This window comes from Micromonospora sp. LOL_013 (assembly GCF_048060315.1).
Lineage (GTDB): Bacteria > Actinomycetota > Actinomycetes > Mycobacteriales > Micromonosporaceae > Micromonospora_E.
In genome coordinates this window covers 73,589-97,126 of record NZ_JBHMIQ010000020.1, presented here as the reverse complement: position 1 = coordinate 97,126, position 23,538 = coordinate 73,589, and the positions used below count along the sequence as shown (strand labels likewise).

Here is a 23,538-nt window from a genome sequence, read left to right as displayed (position 1 = left end):
CGGTGCGACGGACTGCTGGGCAACCGACCGTGATCACCGACGCCGAACCTAGCCCGGGAGACCAACTGCGCGGCCGGCAACGTCGGTATGTGCTGATGATGTCGATCCGGGGCATCTGTCTGATCGTCGGCGCGGTCCTGGTGACCAGCGAGGCGCCGTTGCTCTGGCTGTGGCTGCCGATCTGCGCGGTCGGGATGATCCTGGTGCCGTGGCTGGCCGTGCTGCTCGCCAACGACCGGCCGCCGAAGGACCGGCACCGGATGCGCAACCAGTGGCTTCAGCACACTCCACGGGGCGGCCCACCGCAGGTCGGCGCGGTGCCGACCACACCGTCACCGGTCCGCGTCATCGACGTCGAACCCTGACCCGCCGCGGCGAACCGGCCGGGCACCGATCACCCCGACCGCTGTCGCGCCCGCCCGTCCGGCGGCGGCCAGTGCGGTCACCGGATCATCGCCGGCGAGCCAGGCGGCGAGTAGCCCTGCGGCGAAGGCGTCACCGGCACCGGTGGGGTCGACCACCGGCACGGTCGTCGCCGCCGCCGACACCACCGTTGCCGGTTCGTGCCAGACGGCTCCGCCGGAGCCCCGCTTGACCACGAGCCGCCGGACCGGCGCCGGGGTCGGCAGTCCGTCGGCCAGCCCCAGCGCCGTGGCCTCGTCGAGGTTGGCCAGCAGCAGGTCAGTCCCGCGTACCCAGTCGAGGAACCTCGCCGGTCCGGCGTCCAGCAACGGAGCCGCCGACGCCGCGTCGACGCTGGTCGACATGCCGTGCGACCGGGCGGCGACCAGCGCGTGCCGGCCGGCCTCCCGGCTGTGCGGGTGCAGCAGCGGGTAGCCGGACAGGTGCAGGTGTGTCGCGTCGGGAAACAGCGCCACGGCATCGTCGACGTCACCGGCTCGCAGCGACAGGTTGGCACCTCGGTCGGCGACCATCGACCGCTGCTCACCGTGGGCCAGCACGATCACCGTGCCGGTCGCTGTGCCCGGGCAGCGCCGTACCGCCAGGTCGACCCCGGCCTCGGCCAGCTCGGCCAGCCGGATGTCTCCGAGGTCGTCGTCGCCCGCCGCCGCCACCAACGTCACTGGTACGCCCTGCGAGGCCAGCCAGGCTGCGGTGTTGGCGGCCTGGCCACCGCCGGTGAACCGGATCCCGCCCGCCGTGTCCGTGCCGGCCGCCAGCGGTGTGGTGAGCACAGCCACCACGTCGGTGACCAGGTCGCCGACGACCAGGACCCGGCCCGGGCTCGGCCGACCAGTGGCCGGGCCGACGTCGGTCAGCCTGCGGCCGGTCACCCCGCCGTGCCGGTCGGCTCTGCGGCGCCGACGAACTCCGCCGCGTGGGCGGCCTCCGCCACCGCCGCCGCCACGGCAATCCGCCCGGCGAGGTCGGCGTTGCGCAGGATGATCCGGATGTTCACCGCCAGGCTGGCACCGGCGGTAGCCGAGTGGAAGTGCGCCAGCAGGAACGGGGTGACCTCCTTGCCGGTGACGCCCGCCTCGGCCATCCGGGCCAGCCCGGTGGCCAGCGTGGTGTCGTGCAGACCCGGATCCAGTTGCTCCTGCTGCGGCAGCGGATTCGCCACCACCAGCGCGCCCCCGCCGAAGCCGTGTCGACGCCGGGCCCGGATCACCTCGGCGACGTGTTCCGGCGAGTCGAGCGACCAGTGCAGGTCGTGGCCGCTGTCGGTGACGAAGAAGCCGGGGAACCGCCGGCTGCGGTAGCCGGCGACGGCCACGCCGAGGGTTTCCAGCCGCTCCAGGGTGGCCGCCACGTCCAGGATCGATTTCACCCCGGCGCAGACCACGGTGATCGGCGTACCGGCCAGGGTGACCAGGTCAGCCGACTCGTCGAAGGTCTGCGCCGCCTCCCGGTGCACCCCGCCGAGCCCGCCGGTGGCGAACACGCCGATCCCGGCCGCCGCCGCGACCACACTGGTGGCGGCGACCGTCGTCGCCCCGTCCACGCCGCTCGCCGCGGCCAGCGCCAGGTCCCGGGCGGAGAGCTTGGCGACGGTGTCGGAGCCGGCCAGCCGGGTGAGCTCGGCGTCGTCCAGCCCGACCACCAGCCGCCCGCCGAGCATGCCGATGGTCGCCGGCACCGCGCCGGTTGCCCGTACTGCGGCCTCGATCTCGCGGGCGACCCGCAGATTGTCGGGTCGCGGCAGGCCGTGTGCGATGATGGTGCTTTCCAGGGCGACGATGGCCCGTCCGTCCCGGCGGGCGTCGGCCACCTCGGCGCCGTACTGGATGTCGTAGTGCAACGGCCCGATACGGCCTGCGGTTTCTGCCATGATCACCACGGTACGGGGCGGGGGTCGCGCCGGACGTTGGACCCGTACGCCACAAACTGCCAAACTCTCAGCCTGGAGGTGGGAGACGACGTGACTACCGAGGTTCTTGAGCGTCCCGAGGTCAAGGATGCCGACGCCGACAACGGCCCGGAGATGTTCCACTACGTCCGCAAGGACAAGATCGCCGAGAGCGCCGTCATGGGCACCTTCGTGATCGCACTGTGCGGCGAACGCTTCCCGGTGACCCGTACGCCGAGACCCGGATCACCCGTCTGCCCCCGGTGCAAGGAGATCTACGAGTTGATGACCGGCTGAGTCGGACTCCGATCGGCCTTCGCGTCCACCGGCCGCGAGGGCCTTTTCGTGGCCGTCGACTGCACTCCGGTCACGGCCGCCGGCCGGGCGGGTAGACGGTTCCGTGATCGCCGGCTGGTCTGGACCCGATCACGGGGGAAAGGGGTTCGCGTGCCGACCACCATGCCGACGGTCGACACGTTCCCGGCGCTGCGCGGTTGGCAGCGCCGGGCACTGGTGGAGTATCTGCGCCGGCGCAGCGAGGACTTCCTCGCCGTCGCCACGCCGGGTGCCGGTAAGACCACGTTCGCGCTGCGGATCGCGGCCGAGTTGCTGGCCGACGGCACCGTCGAGGCGGTCACCGTGGTCGCACCGACCGAGCACCTGAAGACCCAGTGGGCGGCGGCGGCCGGCCGGGTCGGCATCCAGCTCGACGCCGCGTTCCGCAACGCCGACCTGCACTCGGCCGCCGACTTTCACGGCGCGGTGGTCACCTATGCCCAGGTCGGGATGGCCCCCCAGGTGCACCGGCGGCGCACGATGACCCGGCGGACGCTGGTCATCCTCGACGAGATCCACCACGCCGGTGACTCCCGGTCCTGGGGCGACGGGATCAAGGCCGCGTTCGAGCCGGCCGTCCGCCGGCTGATGCTCACCGGTACGCCGTTCCGCTCGGACGACAACCCGATCCCGTTCGTGCGTTACGAAGCTGGCGGCGACGGCCTGCCGAGGTCCCGGGCGGACAGCATCTACGGCTACTCCGACGCGCTGCGCGACGGGGTGGTCCGGCCGGTGCTGTTCCTGGCCTACTCGGGGGAGACCCGGTGGCGGACCAGCGCCGGGGACGAACTCGCCGCCCGGCTGGGCGAGCCGATGACCCAGGACCTCATCGCCCAGGCCTGGCGGACCGCGCTGGATCCGGCCGGCGACTGGATGCCGGCGGTGCTGCGCGCGGCCGACGCCCGGCTCACCTTCCTGCGTGACGGCGGCATGTCCGACGCCGGTGGTCTGGTCATCGCCAGCGATCAGGCGGCGGCCCGCTCGTACGCCCGACTGCTGGAGCGACTGACCGGGGAGAAGGCCGCGGTGGTGCTCTCCGACGACGCCGGCGCGTCGGCCCGGATCGCCACGTTCGCCCGGTCCGAGCAGCGCTGGATGGTGGCGGTCCGGATGGTCTCCGAAGGGGTGGACGTCCCCCGGCTGGCCGTCGGCGTGTACGCGACCAGCGCCTCGACGCCGCTGTACTTCGCCCAGGCGATCGGCCGGTTCGTCCGGGCCCGCCGGCCGGGGGAGTCGGCGACGGTGTTCCTGCCGAGCGTCCCGCACCTGCTCGGGCTGGCCAGTGAGATGGAGGCCGAGCGGGACCATGTGATCGGGGCGGCCAAGAAACGGGAGGGCTTCGACGACGACCTGCTGGAGCGTGCCCAGCGCAACGAGCAGGCCAGCGGGGAGCTGGAAAAGCGGTTCGAGGCGTTGTCGGCCACCGCCGAGCTGGACCAGGTGATCTTCGACGGCGCCTCGTTTGGTACCGGGGCCCAGGCCGGCACCGCCGAGGAGGAGGAGTACCTCGGCCTGCCCGGCCTGCTCACCCCCGATCAGGTCACGGTGCTGCTGAACCGTAGGCAGGCCGAGCAGGTCGCGGCGCAGCGGCGGGCCCGGTCGACGGAGCAACCGGTACCCGCCGCCCGGCCGGCGGAACGGCCACCGACCGCCGGGGAGCGTCGGATCACCCTGCGCCGTCAGCTGAACGCCCTGGTCGCCGCGCACCACCACCGCACCGGGCTGCCGCACGGCAAAATTCACGCCGAGTTGCGGCGGCGGTGCGGCGGCCCGCCGAGCGCGCAGGCCACCATCGAGCAGCTGGAGGAGCGGATCGCGATGGTGCAGACGCTGTGACCCGGGTAGGTCCCGGTCAGCCGGTCACCAGCAGGTGGTCGAGCTTCTCGTATCCCTCGCGGACGCCGTGCTCCATCCCGCTGGCCAGCATCTGGTCGCGGGTGACCAGGTTCTCGACCAGCGACAGTACGGTGATCCGGGTGCCGCCGTCCGGCAGGTCCTCGAAGGTGGCGGTGTCCAGGCTGACCCCGTCGGGCACCCCGTCGTAGGTGGAAGTCTGCACCAGCTCCTCCGCGCGTTGGCGGTACCGGTCGAGTCACCGGGACACCAGGTCGAAGACCTCGGCTTCCAGGTGGCAGGGCCGCCGCAGGGCGTCCTGGCTGGCGTGGCCAAAAAGAAGGGCTGGGCCCCACCGTCCGGTGGGGCCCAGCCGTCGTCGCTGTCCAGGTGGTCTCGTCGTGTCAGTTGGCCATCAGATCGGCGCCACGCCAAGTGAACTCAGGGTCGGCCTTGAACTGCACCGCGATCTTGACGAGATCGTCGGCGTACTTGTTGGCGTGGTGTCCGCAGAACACCAACTCGCTGCCGCCCGCCAAGGTCACCCGTAGTTTGCCGGCCGCGTTGCACCGGTCGCACCGTTCATCGGCGCCTAGGGCATCCACCGTCTCCGGAGGCGTGAGAGTCGGGGTCATCGCCTTCCTCCTCTGGTCGTCACCGATGAACACACTCTTCGGTCTGTCACCCATCGTCCAACACCGGCGGGGGTCCCCGCCTTCCCGATGTGCCCCCGGGGGACCGGGCTCACACCTGGTAGGCACAGTGTGCCGTGAACCAAGGGTGCCACGTCAACGATCACCGCCGGGTAACGTTGTGATGACCTGGGCTTGGTAGACACCAAGTGACCAAAGTTACACATTCGGTTGTCCTGAATCGGTCAGTCCAAGTAGTCCCGGAGCACCTGTGAACGTGACGGGTGTCGCAACTTGGACATCGTCTTGGACTCGATCTGGCGGATCCGTTCCCGGGTTACCCCGTAGACCTGTCCGATCTCGTCCAGCGTCCGCGGCTGCCCGTCGGTGAGACCGAACCGCAACCTGACCACCCCGGCTTCGCGTTCCGACAGGGTCTGCAGCACCTGCTGCAGCTGGTCCTGCAGCAACGAGAAGGAGACCGCGTCCACCGCCACCACGGCTTCGGAGTCCTCGATGAAGTCACCGAGTTGGCTGTCGCCCTCGTCGCCGATGGTCTGGTCCAGCGAGATGGGCTCCCGGGCGTACTGCTGAATCTCCAGCACCTTCTCCGGTGTGATGTCCATCTCCTTGGCCAGCTCCTCCGGCGTGGGCTCACGGCCCAGGTCCTGCAGCAGCTCGCGTTGGATACGACCCAGCTTGTTGATCACCTCGACCATGTGCACCGGGATCCGAATGGTGCGGGCCTGGTCGGCCATGGCACGGGTGATGGCCTGGCGGATCCACCAGGTGGCGTAGGTGGAGAACTTGTAGCCCTTGGCGTAGTCGAACTTCTCGACGGCCCGGATCAGGCCGAGGTTGCCCTCCTGGATCAGGTCGAGGAAGGCCATCCCCCGACCGGTGTACCGCTTGGCCAGCGAGACCACCAGTCGCAGGTTTGCCTCCAGCAGGTGGTTCTTGGCCCGCTCCCCGTCTCGGGAGATCCAGCCCAGGTCCCGGGTCAGCTGGGTGGGCATCTTCTGGTCGCTCTCGTCGGCGGCCCGCAGTCGCTCCGCCGCGTACAGCCCGGCCTCGATCCGCTTGGCCAGCTCGACTTCCTGCTCGGCGTTGAGCAGCGGCACCTTGCCGATCTGCTTCAGGTACGCCCGGACCGAGTCGGCCGAGGCGGTCAGCTCGGCGTCCCGGCGGGCCTGCTTGAGCGCCTCGGACTCCTCGTCGTCCCACTCGAAGTCGTTGTCCCGGGTGGCGTCGGCCTCGGCCGCCTGGGCGAGCTCGGCCGGCTCCTCCACCACGACGTCCTCAATCTCTGCCGCCAGTGTCTCCGGATCGATCTCCTCGTCCGGCGCGTCCGGCTTGCTGCCGTCCTTCGCGGTGGCCTTGCCCGCCTTGGCCGGGGCCTTGCCGGCTGGCGTGGCGCCGGCGGCCTTGGCCGGGGCACCACCACCGGCCGCCTTGGCGGCCCGGGTCCGGGTGCTCTTCGGCGCGGGCTTCGCGGCGGGCTTGGCCGCCGGCTCCGGGGCCGGGGTGCCGTTCTGCGCTGCGGCTGGCACCGCCGCCGTGGTGGCCTTGCGGGTGGTGGCCTTCTTCGCCGGCACGGCCACCGCCGGGGCCGGCTCGTCGGGGCCCGGCGCCTGTTTCGGGGCGGTCGGGGCCCGACGGGTGGTCTTGGCCGTGGTGGCTTTGGACGCCGGGGTGGCGGACCGGGCCGCGGCGACCCGGCGTCGGGTACTGGCCGAGCCGTCCACGACGACGGTGACTCCGGCGTCGGCGAGCGCGCGGAGAATCTTCTTGGCTTGGGCCGGAGTCACTTCGGCGGACTCAACCGTCCGTGCGACCTCGGCCGACGTTAGCTGACCGCCGGCCTGTTCGGCATGGGCGATCAGGGTGTCGGTTAGCGAGCGTACGTCGGCGCCGGTGTGGCGGAGTTCTGTCACGAATGACCTTCCGGAGGCGATGAACGAGCACGGCCGGACCGGCCACCGCAGCGCGGAGCGACGTGCCGGTTGTGATTGTGTCCCCCCGCGACCGCTCCACCGGCCGGACCGGCTGACCGTGACACGAGGGCAGGCGTGAATTGTAACGCCGTTTGTGGGGATCATCCCGCCACGCGCGAGCCAGCCGCCGGTCGGGGGCCACCGACATGGAACGAACGTGGACTTTGACAGGATGTTACCCCTGCCGTACGGGTGTTTGTCGCTGACCACCCGGCCGAGGCGGCCACCCGGTCCCCGGCCGCCCCTCGCGGGTCCGTCAGCGGGGTCGGCGACCGGGCGTACGGCGGAGAAGGGGAGACGATGGCGGAGCGGACACCCGAACCGGACCACCTGCTGGAAATCGCGGTCGACGTCGCGCGGGCGGCGGCGCGTACCGCGGCCGAGATGCGCCGGGCCGGGGTATCCGGGCTGGCCACCAAGAGCACCGCGACCGACGTGGTCACCGCCGCGGACCGAGCGGTCGAACGGCAGGCCGTCGCGGCGCTGGGCGAGCGGCGCCCGGCCGACTCCGTGCTGGGTGAGGAGTACGGAGACTCCGTCCCGGCCGGGGGTCGGGTGCGGTGGATCCTCGACCCGATCGACGGCACGGTGAACTACCTGTACGGGCTGCCGAACTACGCCGTGTCGCTCGCCGCTGAGGTGGACGGCGAAGTGGTCGCGGGAGTGGTTCACAACGCCGCCACCGGGGCCGAGTGGACCGCCGTGCGGGGCGGCGGTGCCTACCGCGACGGGCGGCGGCTAACCGGCTCAGATCAGTCGGAGTTGGCTCAGGCGCTGGTCGCCACCGGATTCGGCTACCACTCGGCGCGTCGGGTGCACCAGGCGCAGGTGCTCGTCGGCCTGATCCCGCACGTGCGGGACATCCGCCGGTTCGGCGCGGCGGCGATCGACCTGTGCCTGGCCGCCGAGGGCCAGGTCGACGCGTACTTCGAGAAGGGGCTCAACCCCTGGGACCACGCGGCGGGGGGTCTGGTGGCGGCGGAAGCGGGTCTGCTGGTCGCTGGACTGGCCGGGGCTCCGGCCGGCCCGCAGATGGTGGTGGCCGCCCCACCGGCGCTGTTTCCGGCGCTGCAGGGGCACCTGATCCGGCTGGACGCCGCCGGCGGGCCGTGAGGGCCGGTCGGTCAGTCCTCGGGCGCGGCGCAGGTCTGCGGCGGCAGCACCGGCTTGCCCAGTGCCGCCAGTGACTGGTTCACCTCGGTGGTGGTCGCCAGTTGCCGGAACGCGTTGCCGATGACCACGTCCACGATGTTGTCCTCGCGGGCCGGGTCGTACTCGGTCCTGGCCTGGTCGAGGAAGTACGCGCGCATCAGGTGGGCGGAGCCGACCGCCTCGGGGCCGTACCGTAGTACGGCCACGTCGTCGATCCGCCGCCCCTCCGGGTCGTTGGCCGCCTCCTCGATCTGGAAGTTGCGGTTGCTCAGATCGTCGGCGATGTTGGTGGCGAGCCCGCTGGTGTCGGTCGCATTGTAGACATTGAGTCGGACGTCCTTGGCCTCCCGGAGCTGGACGTCGGCCAGGGCCCAGCCGTCCGGGCAGGTGGTCGCGGTGGCCTCGCCCCCCTGGCTGTCGCGGACCATCGCGACGATGACGAAGACCAGGGCGAACACGACAAGTCCGCCGATGACGACGAGCGCTCGCACGCGCGCAAAGCTCATGGATTTGGCCCCCTGCGAGGTGTGGCGGTGCCGGGTGTCGGCCCGCCGCACTGGCGAGTACCGAGTATGCCCGCCGAGGTTAGCGGTTGTCCGGACGGCACGGTAAACAGCTCGCCGTCCGGCCGGCGTGCCGGCGCCGATCGGCCTGCGGGTACCCCTATTTTCGTGTCGCCTGAGTCACACTGGGAACAACTTCCGGTGTCTGGGCGTACATCAGTCCCACAAGGGCGGTATACATGCGTCGGCCAGAGAGGGGTAAGGTACCGCGCTCGCGGGGGGAGTTTCCTGCGGCAACCGCAAAACGGCGCTAAACGGGACGTTTCGCCGGGACGTGGTCCCACCAAGGCTCGCACGGGAACCGAAATACCGTCGTCCGGCGTTATCACCGGAAGCGACTGAACGATACGGGAGAGTGAACCGATGGCCACCGACTACGACGCTCCGCGTCGCGACGAGGTCGACCTCGGCGAGGACAGCCTGGAGGAGCTCAAGGCACGGCGCGTCGACTCACAGTCGGGCGCCGTCGATGTGGACGAAGCCGAGGTGGCCGAGAGCTTCGAGCTGCCCGGTGCCGACCTGGCGGACGAGGAACTGACGGTGAAGGTGCTGCCGATGCAGTCGGACGAGTTCCGCTGCGCGCGCTGCTTCCTGGTCCACCACCGCAGCCAACTCGCCGTCGAGCGCAACAACGAGCTGATCTGTCGCGAGTGCACCTGACGACAAATGGGGGGAAGAGGGGGACACGCGGCGACCTCGACACGAGGTCGCCGCAGTCGCCGTGACCGCGTCCGGCCGTCGGCTCTGGAGGCAGCATGACCGATCCCGACCGTTCCGCGCTGGACGGCGACTCGGCCGGGACCGACCGGTTCGCCGCCACAGTGGCGGAACTGACCGGGGACGCTACTCCGCCGGTCGACCGGCGACGCCTGCTGGGGCGGCTCGTGGAACAACTGCGTCGGCGCGGCGTGACCGAGCTGTTCAAGCCAGCGGCGGCGGGCCGGTGGCTGGTCCAGGCGGTGGCCGACGTCGCCCCGTACCTCCCGGTCCGTGACCTGGCCACGTTGCGCCGGCACCATCCGGACCTCGACGACGAGGAGCTGGCCGAGCGGTCGATTCGCAACGCCAGCCGGGTCAGCGCCGGGATCGGCGCGGCGGGTGGCGGCGTCTCGGCGGTCCAGTGGACCGTCACCCCGACCCTGCTGTCCGCGCCGGTACTGCTGGCGGCCGAGACGGTCGCCGTCGTGGCCGTGGAGCTCAAACTGGTCGGCGAGCTGCACCAGGTGTACGGCGTACCGGTGCCCGGCGCCGGCACGGAGCGCGCCGTCAACATGATCCACGCCTGGGCCAACCAGCGGGGCGTCAACCCGATGGTGCCCGGTGTCGGAGTGGCCGCGGTGCTCGGCACCGCGGCCCGTCGCGAGCTGGGTGAGCTGCTGCTTCGCCGGTTCGGCCGCAACCTCACCACCCTCGGCCCGTTTCTGACCGGCGCGGCGGTGGCCAGCTACCTCAACCGTCGGGCGACCCGGGCACTCGCCGACCGCGTCCGCGCCGACCTGCGTAGCCAGCGGCGGGCGCTCGGTCTGATGCATCCGCCGGCCCCACCGGCGATCGGAGGCGTGCGCCCACGGCCCGAATGATCCGGGCGTCTCAGCTGGCCGGCGGGTCGGCAGCGGCGCCGCCATCCGTCGCGCGGTCACCGGTCGCGCCGGCTGCCTGGCTCTGCTGGGCGGCGCGGATCTCGCCGGCCAACCGGACCGGATCCCGGGTACTCACCACCCAGTACGGCGTGGGGTCCGCCGGATCATTCAGTACGACCTGTACGGCGCCGGCGATCCACGGCCGTTGGATGACGAACGCCAGTGGGTCGGCGCCTACTCCGAGCAGTTCCCGGCGCCCGTCCCCGTCCAGAGCGACGACCTCGGCCACGTACCGCAGGGGAAGTCGGGCGTCGTCGACCTGGAGCTCGTCCGAGGTGACCCGGATCGGGATTCGCCCCAGCCACCACAGGCCGGCGACGGTCGACGGCAGCAGCACGCTGAACGGCAGCCAGGCCCGGACCCCGGAGGTGCCCATCCAGATCTCGGCCGCCAGGAAGGCGGCGAGCGCCGACCCGCCCACCCAGAGCCACCACGGCAGGCGGAGTCGCTCCCGGTAGTGCACGACGGCCCGGTACGGTGTGTCGGGTTCGGCGGAAGCGGATGCCACGTCATCCGAGGGTACGGACCCGGCAGCGGGGTGTGTTCGGCGGCCTGTGGTCCGCAGGAGTCGTCCCGGTCGGTGGTGGCGGAGAGGGTGGGGTTCATGTCTGACACGGTGCGGGTGGCGGTACGCCGACTCGATCCGGGTCTGCCGGTGCCGGGCTACGCCCATCCCGGCGACGCCGGAGCCGATCTGTACGCCGCCGAGGACGCCGAGTTGGCGCCCGGCGCGCGGGCGCTGGTGCGTACCGGGGTGGCGGTCGCGTTGCCGGCCGGGTACGTCGGGCTGGTCCACCCCCGCTCCGGCCTCGCCGCGCGGCTGGGCGTCACCGTGCTGAACGCCCCCGGTACGGTCGACGCGGGCTACCGCGGTGAGATCCTGGTGAACCTGATCAACCACGATCTGTCCCGGCCGGCACGGATTTGTCGAGGTGACCGGATAGCGCAACTTGTGATACAACGCGTCGAAACAGCAGAGTTCTCTGTCGTTGACGAGTTGCCCGACTCGGCGCGAGGTTCCGCCGGTCACGGCTCGACCGGCGGCCATGCCGGCCTGTCCGTCGTGGCCCAGCCGACCCCGGCCGAACCGGCAGCCCGCTGACCAACGACAGCGCATACGGAAGGTTGGCATCGTGGTCTTCTCCCGCGGCCGCGGGCGCGGCCGGCACGCGCAGGACGGACCCGTCGGTCCCGAGACCGACGACCTGGCGCCCGGCAACCCGACGCAGGGCCCGTACGACGTGACCGAGGCCCCGACCGGCGTCCGCCGGCTCAACCTGGGCAGCCTGCAGGTCCCCGCGATCGAAGGGGTCGAGGTCCGGGTCCAGGCCAACCCGGACGGGGCGATCCAGCAGGTGGTCCTCGCCAACCGGGGCAGCGCGCTGCAGCTCGGGGCCTTCGCCGCACCGCGTACCGAGGGCATCTGGGACGAGGTGCGCGTCGAGATCACCGAATCGCTGCGCCGCGACGGGGCGACCGTCCGGGAGACCACCGGGGAGTACGGCCCTGAGCTGCTGGCCCAGGTGCGTACCCCGGATGGCGGCACCGACCTGCGGTTCGTCGGCATCGACGGACCACGCTGGATGGTACGGGCGCTGTTCCAGGGCCCGGCCGCCGTGGATCCGTCGGCCGCCGCGACGCTCACCGAGGTGCTGCACGGTCTGGTCGTCGACCGCGGTCAGGAAGCCAAGCCGGTACGCGAACCGCTGCCGCTGCGGCTGCCCCGCGAACTCGCCGAGCAGGCGCGGCAGTCGCCGCCGGCCACGCCGTAGCGCGCCGCCGCCCCGCCGTAGCGGCACTGGCGGGCCGGGCGCACCGATGGGCCGGGCGGCACCGGCCAGTTTGCCGGTGCCGGTCGCGGCGTACCCTGGTGGGGCGGTCCGCACCCGACGTGGATCCGCGCCGCACCGGCGACGCCGAGGAGGGCAGACGGTCATGGCGATCGATGAACGCCGTCCGTCGCTGCGCCGGTTCCTGCGCCGGCTCGCCGCCACCGAAGCCGAGCTGGACGCCGAACAGCTGCAGCGGGAGAGCGCCGAGTGCGGAGCTACCCCCGCCGGGCAGTGTCACCGCGGCGAGGTTGTCTCGGTCTCTGGTCGGCTCCGTACCGTGGTCTACTGCCCTCGGACCAACCTGCCGAGCCTGGAGGCCGACCTCTACGACGGTAGCGACGTCGTCACCCTGGTCTGGCTGGGCCGGCGACGGATCGCCGGTATCGAACCGGGCCGCCAGCTCACCGCCCGCGGCCGGGTCGCGGTCCGCGACGACCGTAAGGTGATTTACAACCCGCACTACGAGTTGGAATCCCCCCGGTGAGCCGGCCGGTCACGTCCGGCGCCGCCACCAACAAAGGAAGGCGGTGCCAATGATTTCTCGACAGCACCCCCCGGCAGCCGGCAATGACGAGGAACGCCTGCCGAGCATCACCGAGCAGATGGCCGAGCAGCTCGGCGGCTGGCGCGGGCTCGTCGAGTCGAGCGTGCCGATCGCCGTCTTCGTGGTCTGCAACGTCATCTGGGACCTGTCGGTGGCGCTGATCGCGGCGGTGAGTGTCGCGGTCGGTATCGCGGTGGTCCGGCTGCTGCAGCGCCGTCCGATCCGGCACGCGGTCAACGGGCTGTTCGGCATCGGCATCGGTGCCCTGCTCGCCTGGCGGACCGGCGAGGAACGCGACTTCTACCTGCCCGGCATCCTGTACGGCATCGGCTACGGACTGGCCCTGCTCGGCTCGGTGGTGATCCGCCAACCGCTGGTCGGCTGGATCTGGTCGGTGCTCGCGGCAGGTGGCCGCTCCAAGTGGCGCGCCGACCCGGTGCTGATCCGCACCTTCAACCGGCTGACCGTGCTCTGGGGCGTCGTCTGGCTGCTCAAAGTCGGTGTACAGGCCGGCTTCTACGTCGCGTCGATGGAGACCGCGCTGGGCGTCTCCCGGCTGCTGCTCGGCTATCCGCCGTACGCAGTGCTGCTGGCAATCACCATCTGGGTGGTCCGTCGGGTCAACCGTGATCGCCACGACTCCGGACCGGTGCTGGCCGCGTCGAACTGACGCCCGCCCGCCCGTCCGCTGGCTGGGGTTCAGTCCTGCGGTGGCGGTTGCTCGCCGCGGACCGGCGGTGGCGGTTGCCCGCCGCGCCGGGTGCGGGCCACGCTGTCCGCCCCGAGGACCACCGCCCGGACCTCGTCCTCCACCTCAGCGGTGCAGACGAAGACGAGTTCGTCGCCGGGTTCGAGTGGGTCGTCCGGGCCGGGGGTCAGTACCCGCTTGCCACGGACGATCGCCACCAGGGCGGAGTCGCGGGGCAGCGGCACGGTGCGGACGGCATGTCCGACGTACGGGGCGTCGACCGGCAGGGTGATCTCCACCAGGTTCGCCTCACCCTGCCGGAAGGTCATCAGCCGGACCAGGTCGCCGACCGTCACCGCCTCCTCGACCAGCGCCGCCATCACCCGTGGCTTGCTGACCGCCACGTCGACGCCCCACTGCTCGGTGAACAGCCATTCGTTCTCGGCCCGGTTTACCCGCGCCACTACCCGGGGCACGCTGAACTCCGTCTTGGCCAGCAGCGAGACCACCAGGTTCACCTTGTCGTCACCGGTGGCCGCGACGACCACGTCGTACGTGCTCAGCTCGACGTCCTCCAGACTGGCCACCTCGCATGCGTCGGCCAACACCCAGTCGGCCTCCGGCACCCGGTCCGGCAGGACCAGTGCGGGATTACGTTCGACGAGGGTCACCTGATGGCCGTTGCCGATCAGCTCCTGGGCGATGGACCGGCCGACGTTGCCGGCACCCGCGATGGCCACCCGCATCACCGCGCTCCTTCCGGCAGGCTGCTGGCGGTCAACGTGACGGCGTCGGCGATGTCGTCGGTGACCAGCATGAAGACCTGATCACCCTCCTGCAGCACGGTGGACGGGGTCGGCAGCGTGCCGATTCCGAACCGCATCAGGTACGCCGCCCGGGTGCCGGCCGCCCGCTCCAGCGCCTGCAGCGGCCGCCCGATCCACTCCCGGTGCAGTGGCACCTCGACGATCGAGACCGTGCTGGTCGGGTCTCGGAAGATCTCCACGTGCCCTTCGGGGACCAGGTGACGCAGCATCCGGTCGGCGGTCCACCGTACGGTCGCCACCGTCGGGATGCCGAGCCGTTCGTAGACCTCGGCCCGCCGCTGGTCGTAGATGCGGGCGGCGACCCGGGACACGCCGAACGTCTCGCGGGCCAGCCGGGCCGAGATGATGTTGGAGTTGTCTCCGCTGGAGACCGCGGCGAACGCATCGGCCTGCTCGATTCCGGCGGACTGCAGCACGTCGCGGTCGTAGCCGGAGCCGGTGACCCGGGTGCCGGCGAAGTCGTTGGGTAGCCGACGGAACGCGTTGGCGTCCTTGTCGATCACCGCGACCGAGTGGCCGCGGTCCTCCAGGTTGTGTGCCAGGGTCGAGCCGACCCGGCCGCAACCCATGATCACCACGTGCACCTGAGCCCTCCCGCCGGGCGATCCGTCGGACGAGTGCCGGTTCGGTCGCCACGTTCACCTGCCAGCCTGCCACGCGGCGGCCGGATGACGCGCCGACCGTACCGTGCCGGCGGGCGGGCCGCGTGATCAGCCACCCGGATTCGTCGGGAGCCGGACGGCCGTACCCTTAGCGCTTGTGGCCAGTCCGACCTCCCTGATCAAACGGCTGCTGCTGGGCCGGCCGTTCCGGTCCGACCGGCTCCAGCACACCCTGCTGCCCAAGCGGGTGGCGCTGCCGGTCTTCTCGTCCGACGCGCTCTCCTCGGTGGCGTACGCGCCGGACGAGATCCTGCTGACCCTGTCCATCGCCGGGGCGGCCGCGTTCGTCTACTCGCCGTGGGTCACTCTGGCGGTGGCGGTGGTGATGGTCACCGTGGTCGCCAGCTATCGGCAGAACGTGCACGCCTACCCGTCGGGCGGCGGCGACTACGAGGTGGCCACCGTCAACCTCGGTCCTCGGTTCGGCGTCGCAGTGGCCAGCGCCCTGCTGATCGACTACGTACTCACTGTCGCCGTCTCGGTCGCCTCCGGGGTGGCCAACCTCGGCTCGGTGCTGCCGTTCGTGGCCGAGCACAAGGTGCCGGTGGCGGTGGCCGCCATCGTGGCGCTCACCGCCCTCAACCTGCGCGGGGTGCGGGAGTCCGGGCGGATGTTCGCCGTCCCGACGTACGGCTTCGTCATCGTGATCACCGCGGTGATCGCCACCGGCCTGATCCGGATCTTCATCCTCGGGCACGACCTGCGCGCGGCCAGCGCGGACCTGGTCATCGCCGCCGAGTGGGTCGACCTGACCGGCTTCGCGATGGCGTTCCTGCTGCTGCGGGCCTTCTCGTCGGGCTGCGCGGCGTTGACCGGGGTGGAGGCGATCTCCAACGGCGTGCCGGCGTTTCGCCCACCGAAGAGCCGCAACGCGGCCACCACCCTGGTGCTGCTCGGCGCGCTGTCGGTGACCATGATCGCCGGGATCATCTGGCTGGCCCAGCTCACCGGGCTGCAGTTCGTGGAGAACCCGGCGCTGCAGATCGAGTCCGGCCCGGACGGCTACGTGCAGAAGACGGTGGTGGCCCAGCTGGCCGAGACCGTCTTCGGCTCCGGTGTGCTGCTCTTCGTCGCCGCCGGGGTGACCGCGCTGATCCTGTTCCTTGCCGCGAACACCGCGTTCAGCGGATTCCCGGTGCTCGGCTCGATCCTCGCCCAGGACCGGTACCTGCCCCGCCAGCTGCACACCCGGGGCGACCGGCTGGCGTTCAGCAACGGCATCCTGTTCCTTGCCGGCTTCGCGATCGTGCTGACCGTGGTGCTTCAGGCCGAGGTGACCCGGCTGATCCAGCTCTACATCGTCGGGGTGTTCGTCTCGTTCACCCTGTCCCAGGCCGGCATGCTGCGGCACTGGAACCGGCGACTGCGTACCGAGCGGGACCCGGCGGTACGCCGTCGGATGCACCGGGCGCGGGCGATCAACGGGTTCGGCATGACGCTGACCGGCGCCGTCCTGGTCGTCGTGCTGGTCACCAAGTTCGCCCTCGGCGCGTGGATCGCGATCGCCGCGATGGCCGGCGTGTACGCGCTGATGCTCGGCATCCGCCGGCACTACGACACGGTGGCCCGGGAACTCACCCCGGTCGAGGGCCGGCCGGTGCTGCCCGCCCGCAACCACGCCGTGGTGCTGGTCAGCAAGGTCCACCTGCCGACACTGCGGGCGGTCGCGTACGCCCAGGCCACCCGCCCGGACTCGCTGGCCGCGCTCACCGTACGGGTGGACGACGCGGACACCCGCGCGGTGCAGGCCGAGTGGGACCGCCGTGAGCTGCCGGTGCCGCTGACCGTGGTCGACTCGCCGTACCGGGAGATCACCCGGCCGATCATCGACTACGTCAAGTCGGTGCGTCGCGACGCGCCACGCGACGTGGTCACCGTGTTCATCCCCGAGTACGTGGTCGGCCACTGGTGGGAGAACCTGCTGCACAACCAGAGCGCGCTGCGGCTCAAGGGCCGGCTGCTGTTCGAACCGGGGGTGATGGTGACCAGCGTCCCATGGCAGCTGGCATCGAGCGTCGGCCGGGACCTGAGCCGGTACGACGAGTCGCTCAGTCGCGGCCCGGCGCGCGGTCCGCGCCCGATGCCCACTGATCCGGTCGACCCGGTCGACCCGGACGATCTGGCTGTCGCGTCCGATCCGGCCGGGCCGACGGTGCCGGCGGATCCCGCCGGGCCAAGGGGCCAACGGCCGGCGTCGGAGGGGCAGGTACGCGGTGACAGGTGACGCCGTGAGTTCAGCAGGGGCCGGGAGTCCAGCACGGGCCGACCTGGCGGAAGGCAATCGGACGACGGTACGGGTGGGCGCTGTGGCGCACGGCGGGCACTGCGTCGCCCGGGTCGACGGCCAGGTGGTCTTCGTCCGGCACGCCCTGCCGGGCGAACTGGTCACCATCGAGATCACCGAGACGCACCGGGGCTACCTGCGCGGTGACGCGGTGACCGTGCACGAACCGGCCCCGGACCGGGTCGAGCCGCCCTGCCGGTACGCCGGCGCCGGCCGTTGCGGTGGCTGCGATCTGCAGCACGTCACCGTGGCCGGTCAGCTGGCCTGGAAGGAGGCGGTGGTCCGGGAGCAGTTGCGGCGGCTCGGTGGGCTGACCGAAACCGAGGTCGACGGGTTGGCGCCGCAGGTCCGGCCGCTGCCGGGTGGACCGCTCGGCTGGCGGACCCGGGTGCGCTACACCGTCGACGCCGCGGACCGGGCCGGCCTGCTCAAGCACCGGTCACACGAGGTGGTACCGGTGGACCGCTGCCTGATCGCCCACCCGACCGTGCAGGCGGCACCCGTGGTGCCGGCAAGCGGACGTCGGTGGCCGGGTGTCGACGCGGTCGAGGTGGTCGCCTCGACCGCCGGCGAGGTCGTCGTCACCCCGGTCGGCGGGTCGTCACCCCGGTCGGCGGGGACGTCCGGCGCTGGGTCCGGTGCGCAGTCGGACCTGCCCGACGCGGTGTCCGACGCGCTGCCCGGTCCGGTGACGCAGATCACCGAATCCGCCGCCGGCCGCCGCTGGCAGTTGCCGGCCGGGGCGTTCTGGCAGGTGCACCCGGCGGCCGCCGATACCCTGGTCACCTCGGTGCTGGACCTGCTGCGTCCCCGTCCCGGCGAGTCGGCGTGGGACCTGTACGGTGGTGCCGGTCTGTTCGCCGCCGCGGTGGCCGGCCGGACCGGGCCGCACGGGCGGGTCACGATGGTCGAATCGTCGCCCGCCGGGGTGGCTGCGGCCCGACTCAACCTGGCCGACCTGCCCCGGATCGAGGTGGTCGCGGCCCGGGTGGAGACGGCGCTGACCCGCCGCCGGATCACCGGACCGGTCGACCTGGTGGTGCTCGATCCACCCCGGGCCGGTGCGGGCGCCCGGGTGGTCGCCGGGATCGCAGCGGCCACCCGGCGGGCCATCGCCTACGTTGCCTGCGACCCGGCCGCGCTCGCCCGGGACGTGCGCACCTTCCGCGACCTCGGCTGGTCGCTGACGGCGTTGCACGGCTACGACTGCTTCCCGATGACCCGGCACGTCGAGTGCGTCGCCCTGCTCACCCCGGCCGCCGGTCGATGACCCCGGTCGGCCGGATCCGCCGGCAGGCCGGCAGGTCGCACGTCGACTGGTCGGCGGCGCTGCGCAGCGGCGCGATCCCGATAGACTCTGCGGTCATGGGCGGACGCAGTACGCGGGCCGGAGCGTACGCCGCCGCCGGGTAGCCGCCCAGCGCCGCACATCGGCGCGCGCCGGGCAGTTGGGAGCGAAATTGAGCCAGGCAGAGGCAGGATCCGACGGCCGCTTGCTGGCCACCGTCCGCACACCTCAGGACGTCAAGCGGCTCTCCGCCGACGAGTTGGCGGTGCTGTCCGCCGAGATCCGCGACTTCCTGGTCGCCAAGGTGTCCCGCACCGGCGGGCACCTGGGACCCAACCTCGGTGTGGTGGAGCTGACCATCGCCATGCACCGGGTCTTCGACTCACCTCGGGACCGGTTCCTGTTCGACACCGGTCACCAGGCGTACGTACACAAGATCCTGACCGGCCGGCAGGCCGCCTTCGACCAGCTCCGCCAGCGCGGTGGCCTGTCCGGCTATCCGAGCCAGGCCGAGAGCGAGCACGACCTGATCGAGAACTCGCACGCCTCCACCGCACTGTCCTATGCGGATGGTCTGGCCAAGGCGTACGCGTTGCGCGGCGAGGCGCGCAGCGTGGTCGCCGTCGTCGGCGACGGGGCGCTGACCGGCGGCATGTGCTGGGAAGCGCTGAACAACATCGCCGGTGCCCGCAACCCGCTGGTCATCGTGGTCAACGACAACGGCCGGTCGTACGCGCCGACCATCGGTGGTCTGGCCGACCACCTGGCGGCGCTACGGCTCAACCCCGGCTACGAGAAGGTCCTCGACCTGGTCAAGGACACCCTCGGCGCCACCCCGATGGTCGGCCGGCCGATGTACGAGGTGCTGCACGCGGTCAAGAAGGGCATCAAGGACGCGGTCGCGCCGCAGACCATGTTCGAGGATCTCGGCATCAAGTACGTCGGCCCGATCGACGGCCACGAGCTGGCCGCCGTCGAGTCGGCGTTGCAGCGGGCCAAGGGTTTCGGCGGTCCGGTCATTGTGCACGTGGTGACCCGCAAGGGGTACGGCTACCGGCCGGCCGAGGAGGACGAGGCCGACTGCCTGCATGGTCCGAGCAGCGCTTTCGATGTGGAGACCGGCAAGCTGCTGGCCGCCCCGGCGGTGAAGTGGACCCACGTCTTCGCCGACGAGCTGGTGGCGGTCGCCGACGAGCGGCCCGACGTCGTCGGGATCACCGCGGCGATGGCCGAGCCGACCGGCATCGCGTCGCTGGCCCGCAAGTACCCGCACCGGGTGTACGACGTCGGTATCGCCGAGCAGCACGCCACCACCTCGGCCGCCGGGCTGGCGATGGGCGGACTGCACCCGGTCGTCGCGGTCTACGCGACGTTCCTCAACCGGGCGTTCGACCAGGTCCTGCTGGACGTGGCGATGCACAAGCTGCCGGTGACCTTCGTGCTGGACCGGGCCGGAGTGACCGGCCCGGACGGGCCTAGCCACTACGGCATCTGGGACATGTCGGTCTTCGGCGTGGTGCCAGGGCTGCGGATCGCCGCTCCCCGGGACGCGGCGACCCTGCGTGAGGAGCTACGCGAGGCGGTGGCGGTCGACGACGGCCCGACCCTGGTGCGCTTCCCGACCGGTTCGGTCGCCGCCGACCTGCCGGCGCTACGTCGGGTTGGCGGGGTGGACGTGCTGGTCGAGTCCGACCGGCACGATGTGCTACTGGTCGCCGTCGGCGCGTTCGGACACCTCGGCGTCGACGTGGCGGCCCGGGTCGCCGAGCAGGGCTACGGGGTGACCGTGGTTGACCCGCGCTGGGTCCGTCCGGTCGCCGCCGAGCTGGTCGAGCTCGCCGCCGCGCACCGGCTGGTGGTCACCGTCGAGGACGGGGTACGTACCGGCGGTGTCGGGGACGCCGTTGCCAAGGCGCTGCGCGATGCCGACGTGCCGGTGCCGCTGCGTGATCTCGGTGTACCGGCCGACTGGCATCCGCACGGCAGCCGGACGCAGATCCTCGCCGAGCTGCGGCTGACCGCGCAGGACGTGGCGCGCGACGTGACCGGCTGGATTTCCGGGCTGGACGATCCGGACAACGATCCGCCGGGCGGCACGGGCTTTGTCGGTGACGTTCCCGGCGGACGGTCCACCACCCGACGTGGTGTCGGCCGGCGCAGCTGAGTATCCGGTCTGACCACATCGGAGGCAACGGGAGTCGTACCCGCGTCAGCCGACTGCGGCGGGTCCTTCGGGTCGGGACCGAAGCGGTTCGGGCCGGACGTACCGTCCAGGACGAAGAAGCTGGATCAACGCGATGAGGATCCACTGGCCGGTGTCGTGCGGTCGTCGACGCCGACCGCCAACGTCGGTAGCAGCGGAAGAACCACCGGTAGGGTCAGCACGCCCGGCCGGTAGGGCAGGAGTCCGTAGTCGCCGCCGGAGTTGGGGAGCGGCCTTGGTAGAGGAGTTGGAGGTCCAGGTGGCGCCGCTGGTGGCTTTGCCGGCGAAGGGGTTGAGTCGTAGCTGAGCAGGGCCCACTCGCCGATGACCACCGGGATGTCGCGGGAGATGAAGGTGTCGTACGCCCGATCGAAGGTGTTGAGGAGGTCCTGCTCGACCTTGCTGTCGTACCGGGTGAAAGGCCGGCCTGCGCATCCCGTCGGCCTCAGCGTGGTGGGTTTCGACAATTCGCCATTGGCTGAGCTGGTGGATCCTCCGTTGACCACCATCGACCAACCGTTGGTTGCGATGGCCACCACCGCCACCGAGTTGGCTCTCGCGCTGGCGCGTGGCGAGAAGACCAGGCAAGTCGGGTTGGCGCTGGCGACGACCCCGACGGTACGGCAGAGCACCGCACCGCCGGCGCCCTGAGCTGTCCATGCGTTCGCCACGGGTACCCACCGTCGACGGGCACGATTCGACTGGTTTGTGATTCATCCCAGCTGCTTCACACAGGCTTAACGCCGGCCTGCGCAGGGTGGGACCGGACGGGTACAGGAGGTCGCGGTGCGGGTACTGGTGGTCGAGGACGAGCGGAACCTCGCCGACGCGATCGTCCGTGGGCTGCGTCGGCAGGGCATGGCGGTCGACGTGGCGTACGACGGCTCCGCCGGACATGAGATGGCCTTCGTGACCCGATACGACGTGGTGGTGCTCGACCGCGACCTGCCCGGCGTGCACGGTGACCAGATCTGCGCGGACCTGGTCAGCTCCGGCGCTCTCACCCGGGTGCTGATGCTGACCGCCAGCGGCACCGTCGCCGACCGCGTCGAAGGTCTGCAGTTGGGCGCCGACGACTACCTGCCGAAGCCGTTCGCGTTCACCGAGCTCGTCGCCCGGGTGCAGGCCCTTGGCCGGCGGGCCACCCCGGCGGCCCCGCCGGTGCTGACCATCGCTGACCTGACCGTTGACCCCGCCCGCCGGGTGGCCACCCGGCACGGCCAGCCGGTCGACCTCACCCGCAAGGAGTTCGGCGTGTTGGAGGAGCTGGTCAAGGCGCGCGGCGCGGTGGTGTCCAGCGAGGAGCTGCTGGAGCGGGTCTGGGACGCCAACACTGATCCGTTCACCACCACCGTACGGGTGACGGTGATGACGCTGCGCCGCAAGCTCGGGGAACCTCCGCTGATCGAGACCGTGGTCGGTGCCGGGTACCGGGTCGCCGGACCGGAGCTGCCCGACGAGGCGTACCAGTGATCCGGCTGCCCGGACCCGCCGCCCCGGCGGCGTCAACGACGGGTTCGCCGGGTCGACGCTGGCCGACGCTGCGCACCCCCCGGCCGACCCTGCGGCTGCGGCTCACCTTGTTCAACGCCGTCCTGCTGGTCGGCTCGTTGGCCGTCTTCGTGCTACTCGCCTGGCTGCTGGTCACCGACGCGCTGCGCCCGGCGGACCAGCTCGTGCCCGGGACCACCGTGGTGCTCGCCGACGGTCGCGAACTGGACGCGGCCGCCTGGCAGGACGGGATCGTCGAGCGGGCATCCCGTGAGCTGCTGGCCAAGGCGCTGGTCGCGCTGCTGGCGATCAGCGTGGTCGGGGTGGTCGGTGCGTACGCCGTCGTCGGTCGGGCGCTGCGTCCACTGCAGCAAGTGACGTCGACCGCCCGGCGGCTCGGCGAACAGACCCTGGACCAGCGGATCGGCTACTCCGGCACCGGTGACGAGGTGGCCGAGCTTGCCGCGACCTTCGACGACATGCTGGACCGGCTCAGCGCGTCGTTCGAGGCTCAAAAGCGGTTCGTCGCCAACGCCTCCCACGAGCTGCGTACCCCACTGGCGGTGATGCGCACCGAGATCGACGTGACGATGGCCGACGACACCGCTGACCTGGCCGAGTACAAGCGGATGGCGACGGTGGTCCGGGACGCATCGGAGCGGGCCAACGGGCTGTTCGACGCGTTGCTGGTGCTGGCCAGCAGCGAGGCGCAGTCCGGCCGGCGGCTGGTTCGTAAGGTGCCCCGGGACTTGGCCGAGGGGGTCTGCGCGGCGTTGTCGGCCGTCCAGGCTGAGACCCGCCGGTTGAAGTTGGACGTGCGTACCGCCCTGGACCCGGCAGTGGTGGTGGGTGACCCGAGCCTGCTGGACCGGTTGGCCGGCAACCTGATCGAGAACGCGGTGCGCTACAACCACCTGCACGGCCGGCTGTGGGTGCGAACCGGCAGCCACGGCTCGCACGTCTACCTGCTGGTCGGCAACACCGGCTTCGAGGTGGACCAGGCCGACGTGCCGGGCCTGTTCGAGCCGTTCCGCCGGGGCGGCCGGGAACGGACCGGAGCGCGCGGATCCGGCCTGGGTCTGTCGATCGTGCGGGCAGTGGCCGACGCGCACGGCGGCACGGTGTCCGCGGTGGCCCAGCCCGGGGGCGGCCTTGAAGTCACCCTGATGCTGCCGGCTGCTGACACGCCACTGCCGGTGGCTGCCTCGCCGATACGTCGGAACTGACCTGCCACCGCGCCCTGACCCTGCGGCCCGCT

At 71.6% G+C, this 23,538-nt stretch carries 26 protein-coding genes; 16 read left to right on the top strand and 10 right to left on the bottom strand.

The window, feature by feature from the left end:
- The first annotated feature begins 2 nt into the window (after window positions 1–2).
- The gene (locus tag ACFHWS_RS15355; protein ID WP_416555742.1) at window positions 3–365 is read left to right on the top strand and encodes a DUF3099 domain-containing protein; all 363 of its coding nucleotides are present in this window, start codon (window positions 3–5) and stop codon (window positions 363–365) included.
- On the opposite strand, the gene ACFHWS_RS15350 is transcribed toward ACFHWS_RS15355, so the two are convergent.
- Both ACFHWS_RS15350 and ACFHWS_RS15345 read right to left on the bottom strand, forming a co-directional pair.
- Complete coding sequence (locus tag ACFHWS_RS15350) at window positions 333–1,295, bottom strand: carbohydrate kinase family protein (RefSeq protein ID WP_416568399.1); 963 nt, start codon at window positions 1,293–1,295, stop codon at window positions 333–335. The two genes, ACFHWS_RS15355 and ACFHWS_RS15350, sit on opposite strands and share 33 nt — an antisense overlap.
- On the bottom strand, window positions 1,292–2,293 hold the full coding sequence (locus ACFHWS_RS15345; protein ID WP_416555740.1) for a pseudouridine-5'-phosphate glycosidase: 1,002 nt from the start codon (window positions 2,291–2,293) through the stop codon (window positions 1,292–1,294). The genes ACFHWS_RS15350 and ACFHWS_RS15345 overlap by 4 nt, the downstream gene beginning before the upstream one ends.
- A gap of 90 nt (window positions 2,294–2,383) precedes the next feature.
- Between ACFHWS_RS15345 and ACFHWS_RS15340 the strand changes: the two genes are divergently transcribed.
- The gene (locus tag ACFHWS_RS15340) at window positions 2,384–2,608 is read left to right on the top strand and encodes a DUF3039 domain-containing protein (protein ID WP_416555739.1); all 225 of its coding nucleotides are present in this window, start codon (window positions 2,384–2,386) and stop codon (window positions 2,606–2,608) included.
- 162 nt (window positions 2,609–2,770) lie between these two features.
- The gene (locus ACFHWS_RS15335; RefSeq protein ID WP_416555769.1) at window positions 2,771–4,483 is read left to right on the top strand and encodes a DEAD/DEAH box helicase; all 1,713 of its coding nucleotides are present in this window, start codon (window positions 2,771–2,773) and stop codon (window positions 4,481–4,483) included.
- A gap of 16 nt (window positions 4,484–4,499) precedes the next feature.
- Here the strand turns inward: ACFHWS_RS15335 and ACFHWS_RS15330 are convergent, their stop codons facing one another.
- The 3 genes from ACFHWS_RS15330 to ACFHWS_RS15320 all read right to left on the bottom strand — a co-directional run bounded on the left by ACFHWS_RS15330 (window position 4,500) and on the right by ACFHWS_RS15320 (window position 7,046).
- Complete coding sequence (locus tag ACFHWS_RS15330) at window positions 4,500–4,706, bottom strand: hypothetical protein (RefSeq protein WP_416555738.1); 207 nt, start codon at window positions 4,704–4,706, stop codon at window positions 4,500–4,502.
- A gap of 178 nt (window positions 4,707–4,884) precedes the next feature.
- The gene (locus ACFHWS_RS15325; protein ID WP_123604458.1) at window positions 4,885–5,115 is read right to left on the bottom strand and encodes a DUF7455 domain-containing protein; all 231 of its coding nucleotides are present in this window, start codon (window positions 5,113–5,115) and stop codon (window positions 4,885–4,887) included.
- Window positions 5,116–5,357: 242 nt separating this feature from the next.
- The gene (locus ACFHWS_RS15320) at window positions 5,358–7,046 is read right to left on the bottom strand and encodes an RNA polymerase sigma factor (RefSeq protein ID WP_416568398.1); all 1,689 of its coding nucleotides are present in this window, start codon (window positions 7,044–7,046) and stop codon (window positions 5,358–5,360) included.
- Between the two features lie 360 nt (window positions 7,047–7,406).
- Between ACFHWS_RS15320 and ACFHWS_RS15315 the strand changes: the two genes are divergently transcribed.
- Entirely contained in the window at window positions 7,407–8,219 is an 813-nt protein-coding gene (locus tag ACFHWS_RS15315) for an inositol monophosphatase family protein (RefSeq protein WP_416555768.1), read from the top strand.
- Between the two features lie 11 nt (window positions 8,220–8,230).
- Here ACFHWS_RS15315 and ACFHWS_RS15310 read toward each other — a convergent pair whose 3' ends face one another.
- Window positions 8,231–8,749 carry a LytR C-terminal domain-containing protein gene (locus ACFHWS_RS15310; protein ID WP_416555767.1) on the bottom strand — a complete coding sequence of 173 codons (519 nt, stop codon included), beginning with the start codon at window positions 8,747–8,749 and terminating at the stop codon, window positions 8,231–8,233.
- Between the two features lie 435 nt (window positions 8,750–9,184).
- On the opposite strand from ACFHWS_RS15310, the gene ACFHWS_RS15305 reads away from it, so the two are divergent.
- Together ACFHWS_RS15305 and ACFHWS_RS15300 are read left to right on the top strand one after the other, a co-directional pair.
- Window positions 9,185–9,481 carry a DUF4193 domain-containing protein gene (locus ACFHWS_RS15305; protein WP_123600728.1) on the top strand — a complete coding sequence of 99 codons (297 nt, stop codon included), beginning with the start codon at window positions 9,185–9,187 and terminating at the stop codon, window positions 9,479–9,481.
- Window positions 9,482–9,576: 95 nt separating this feature from the next.
- A complete protein-coding gene (locus tag ACFHWS_RS15300; protein WP_416568397.1) occupies window positions 9,577–10,401 on the top strand; it encodes a hypothetical protein in 825 nt (274 codons plus the stop codon).
- A gap of 10 nt (window positions 10,402–10,411) precedes the next feature.
- Here the strand turns inward: ACFHWS_RS15300 and ACFHWS_RS15295 are convergent, their stop codons facing one another.
- A complete protein-coding gene (locus ACFHWS_RS15295) occupies window positions 10,412–10,969 on the bottom strand; it encodes a DUF3093 domain-containing protein (RefSeq protein WP_416555735.1) in 558 nt (185 codons plus the stop codon).
- Between the two features lie 96 nt (window positions 10,970–11,065).
- Between ACFHWS_RS15295 and dut the strand changes: the two genes are divergently transcribed.
- The 4 genes from dut to ACFHWS_RS15275 all read left to right on the top strand — a co-directional run bounded on the left by dut (window position 11,066) and on the right by ACFHWS_RS15275 (window position 13,507).
- Window positions 11,066–11,563, top strand: coding sequence for a dUTP diphosphatase (gene dut, locus ACFHWS_RS15290; RefSeq protein WP_278168153.1), 498 nt, complete (start codon window positions 11,066–11,068; stop codon window positions 11,561–11,563).
- A 31-nt stretch (window positions 11,564–11,594) separates the two neighbouring features.
- Window positions 11,595–12,233: a DUF3710 domain-containing protein gene (locus tag ACFHWS_RS15285; RefSeq protein ID WP_416555734.1), complete on the top strand. Its 639-nt coding sequence runs from the start codon at window positions 11,595–11,597 to the stop codon at window positions 12,231–12,233.
- 163 nt (window positions 12,234–12,396) lie between these two features.
- On the top strand, window positions 12,397–12,777 hold the full coding sequence (locus tag ACFHWS_RS15280) for an OB-fold nucleic acid binding domain-containing protein (RefSeq protein WP_278168155.1): 381 nt from the start codon (window positions 12,397–12,399) through the stop codon (window positions 12,775–12,777).
- Window positions 12,778–12,826: 49 nt separating this feature from the next.
- Complete coding sequence (locus ACFHWS_RS15275) at window positions 12,827–13,507, top strand: DUF3159 domain-containing protein (protein ID WP_416568396.1); 681 nt, start codon at window positions 12,827–12,829, stop codon at window positions 13,505–13,507.
- Window positions 13,508–13,536: 29 nt separating this feature from the next.
- Here the strand turns inward: ACFHWS_RS15275 and ACFHWS_RS15270 are convergent, their stop codons facing one another.
- Window positions 13,537–14,271 (bottom strand): potassium channel family protein, encoded by a 735-nt coding sequence (locus ACFHWS_RS15270; protein ID WP_416555732.1) that lies wholly within the window; start codon window positions 14,269–14,271, stop codon window positions 13,537–13,539.
- Window positions 14,271–14,936 carry a potassium channel family protein gene (locus ACFHWS_RS15265; RefSeq protein ID WP_278168158.1) on the bottom strand — a complete coding sequence of 222 codons (666 nt, stop codon included), beginning with the start codon at window positions 14,934–14,936 and terminating at the stop codon, window positions 14,271–14,273. The genes ACFHWS_RS15270 and ACFHWS_RS15265 overlap by 1 nt, the downstream gene beginning before the upstream one ends.
- Window positions 14,937–15,111: 175 nt before the next feature.
- Between ACFHWS_RS15265 and ACFHWS_RS15260 the strand changes: the two genes are divergently transcribed.
- The 3 genes from ACFHWS_RS15260 to dxs all read left to right on the top strand — a co-directional run bounded on the left by ACFHWS_RS15260 (window position 15,112) and on the right by dxs (window position 20,750).
- Window positions 15,112–17,238: an APC family permease gene (locus ACFHWS_RS15260; protein WP_416555731.1), complete on the top strand. Its 2,127-nt coding sequence runs from the start codon at window positions 15,112–15,114 to the stop codon at window positions 17,236–17,238.
- Window positions 17,239–17,242: 4 nt separating this feature from the next.
- Window positions 17,243–18,568 carry a class I SAM-dependent RNA methyltransferase gene (locus ACFHWS_RS15255; RefSeq protein ID WP_416555730.1) on the top strand — a complete coding sequence of 442 codons (1,326 nt, stop codon included), beginning with the start codon at window positions 17,243–17,245 and terminating at the stop codon, window positions 18,566–18,568.
- Between the two features lie 190 nt (window positions 18,569–18,758).
- Window positions 18,759–20,750 (top strand): 1-deoxy-D-xylulose-5-phosphate synthase, encoded by a 1,992-nt coding sequence (dxs, locus tag ACFHWS_RS15250; RefSeq protein WP_416555729.1) that lies wholly within the window; start codon window positions 18,759–18,761, stop codon window positions 20,748–20,750.
- Between the two features lie 125 nt (window positions 20,751–20,875).
- On the opposite strand, the gene ACFHWS_RS15245 is transcribed toward dxs, so the two are convergent.
- Window positions 20,876–21,325, bottom strand: a complete 450-nt coding sequence (locus tag ACFHWS_RS15245) for a hypothetical protein (protein ID WP_416555772.1) — start codon at window positions 21,323–21,325, stop codon at window positions 20,876–20,878.
- Between ACFHWS_RS15245 and ACFHWS_RS15240 the strand changes: the two genes are divergently transcribed.
- From ACFHWS_RS15240 to ACFHWS_RS15230, 3 genes are all read left to right on the top strand, one after another.
- Entirely contained in the window at window positions 21,240–21,440 is a 201-nt protein-coding gene (locus ACFHWS_RS15240; RefSeq protein WP_416555766.1) for a substrate-binding domain-containing protein, read from the top strand. The two genes, ACFHWS_RS15245 and ACFHWS_RS15240, sit on opposite strands and share 86 nt — an antisense overlap.
- Before the next feature lie 135 nt (window positions 21,441–21,575).
- Complete coding sequence (locus tag ACFHWS_RS15235) at window positions 21,576–22,262, top strand: response regulator transcription factor (RefSeq protein ID WP_416555728.1); 687 nt, start codon at window positions 21,576–21,578, stop codon at window positions 22,260–22,262.
- A 68-nt stretch (window positions 22,263–22,330) separates the two neighbouring features.
- Window positions 22,331–23,506 carry a sensor histidine kinase gene (locus ACFHWS_RS15230; protein ID WP_416555765.1) on the top strand — a complete coding sequence of 392 codons (1,176 nt, stop codon included), beginning with the start codon at window positions 22,331–22,333 and terminating at the stop codon, window positions 23,504–23,506.
- Window positions 23,507–23,538 lie beyond the last annotated feature (32 nt).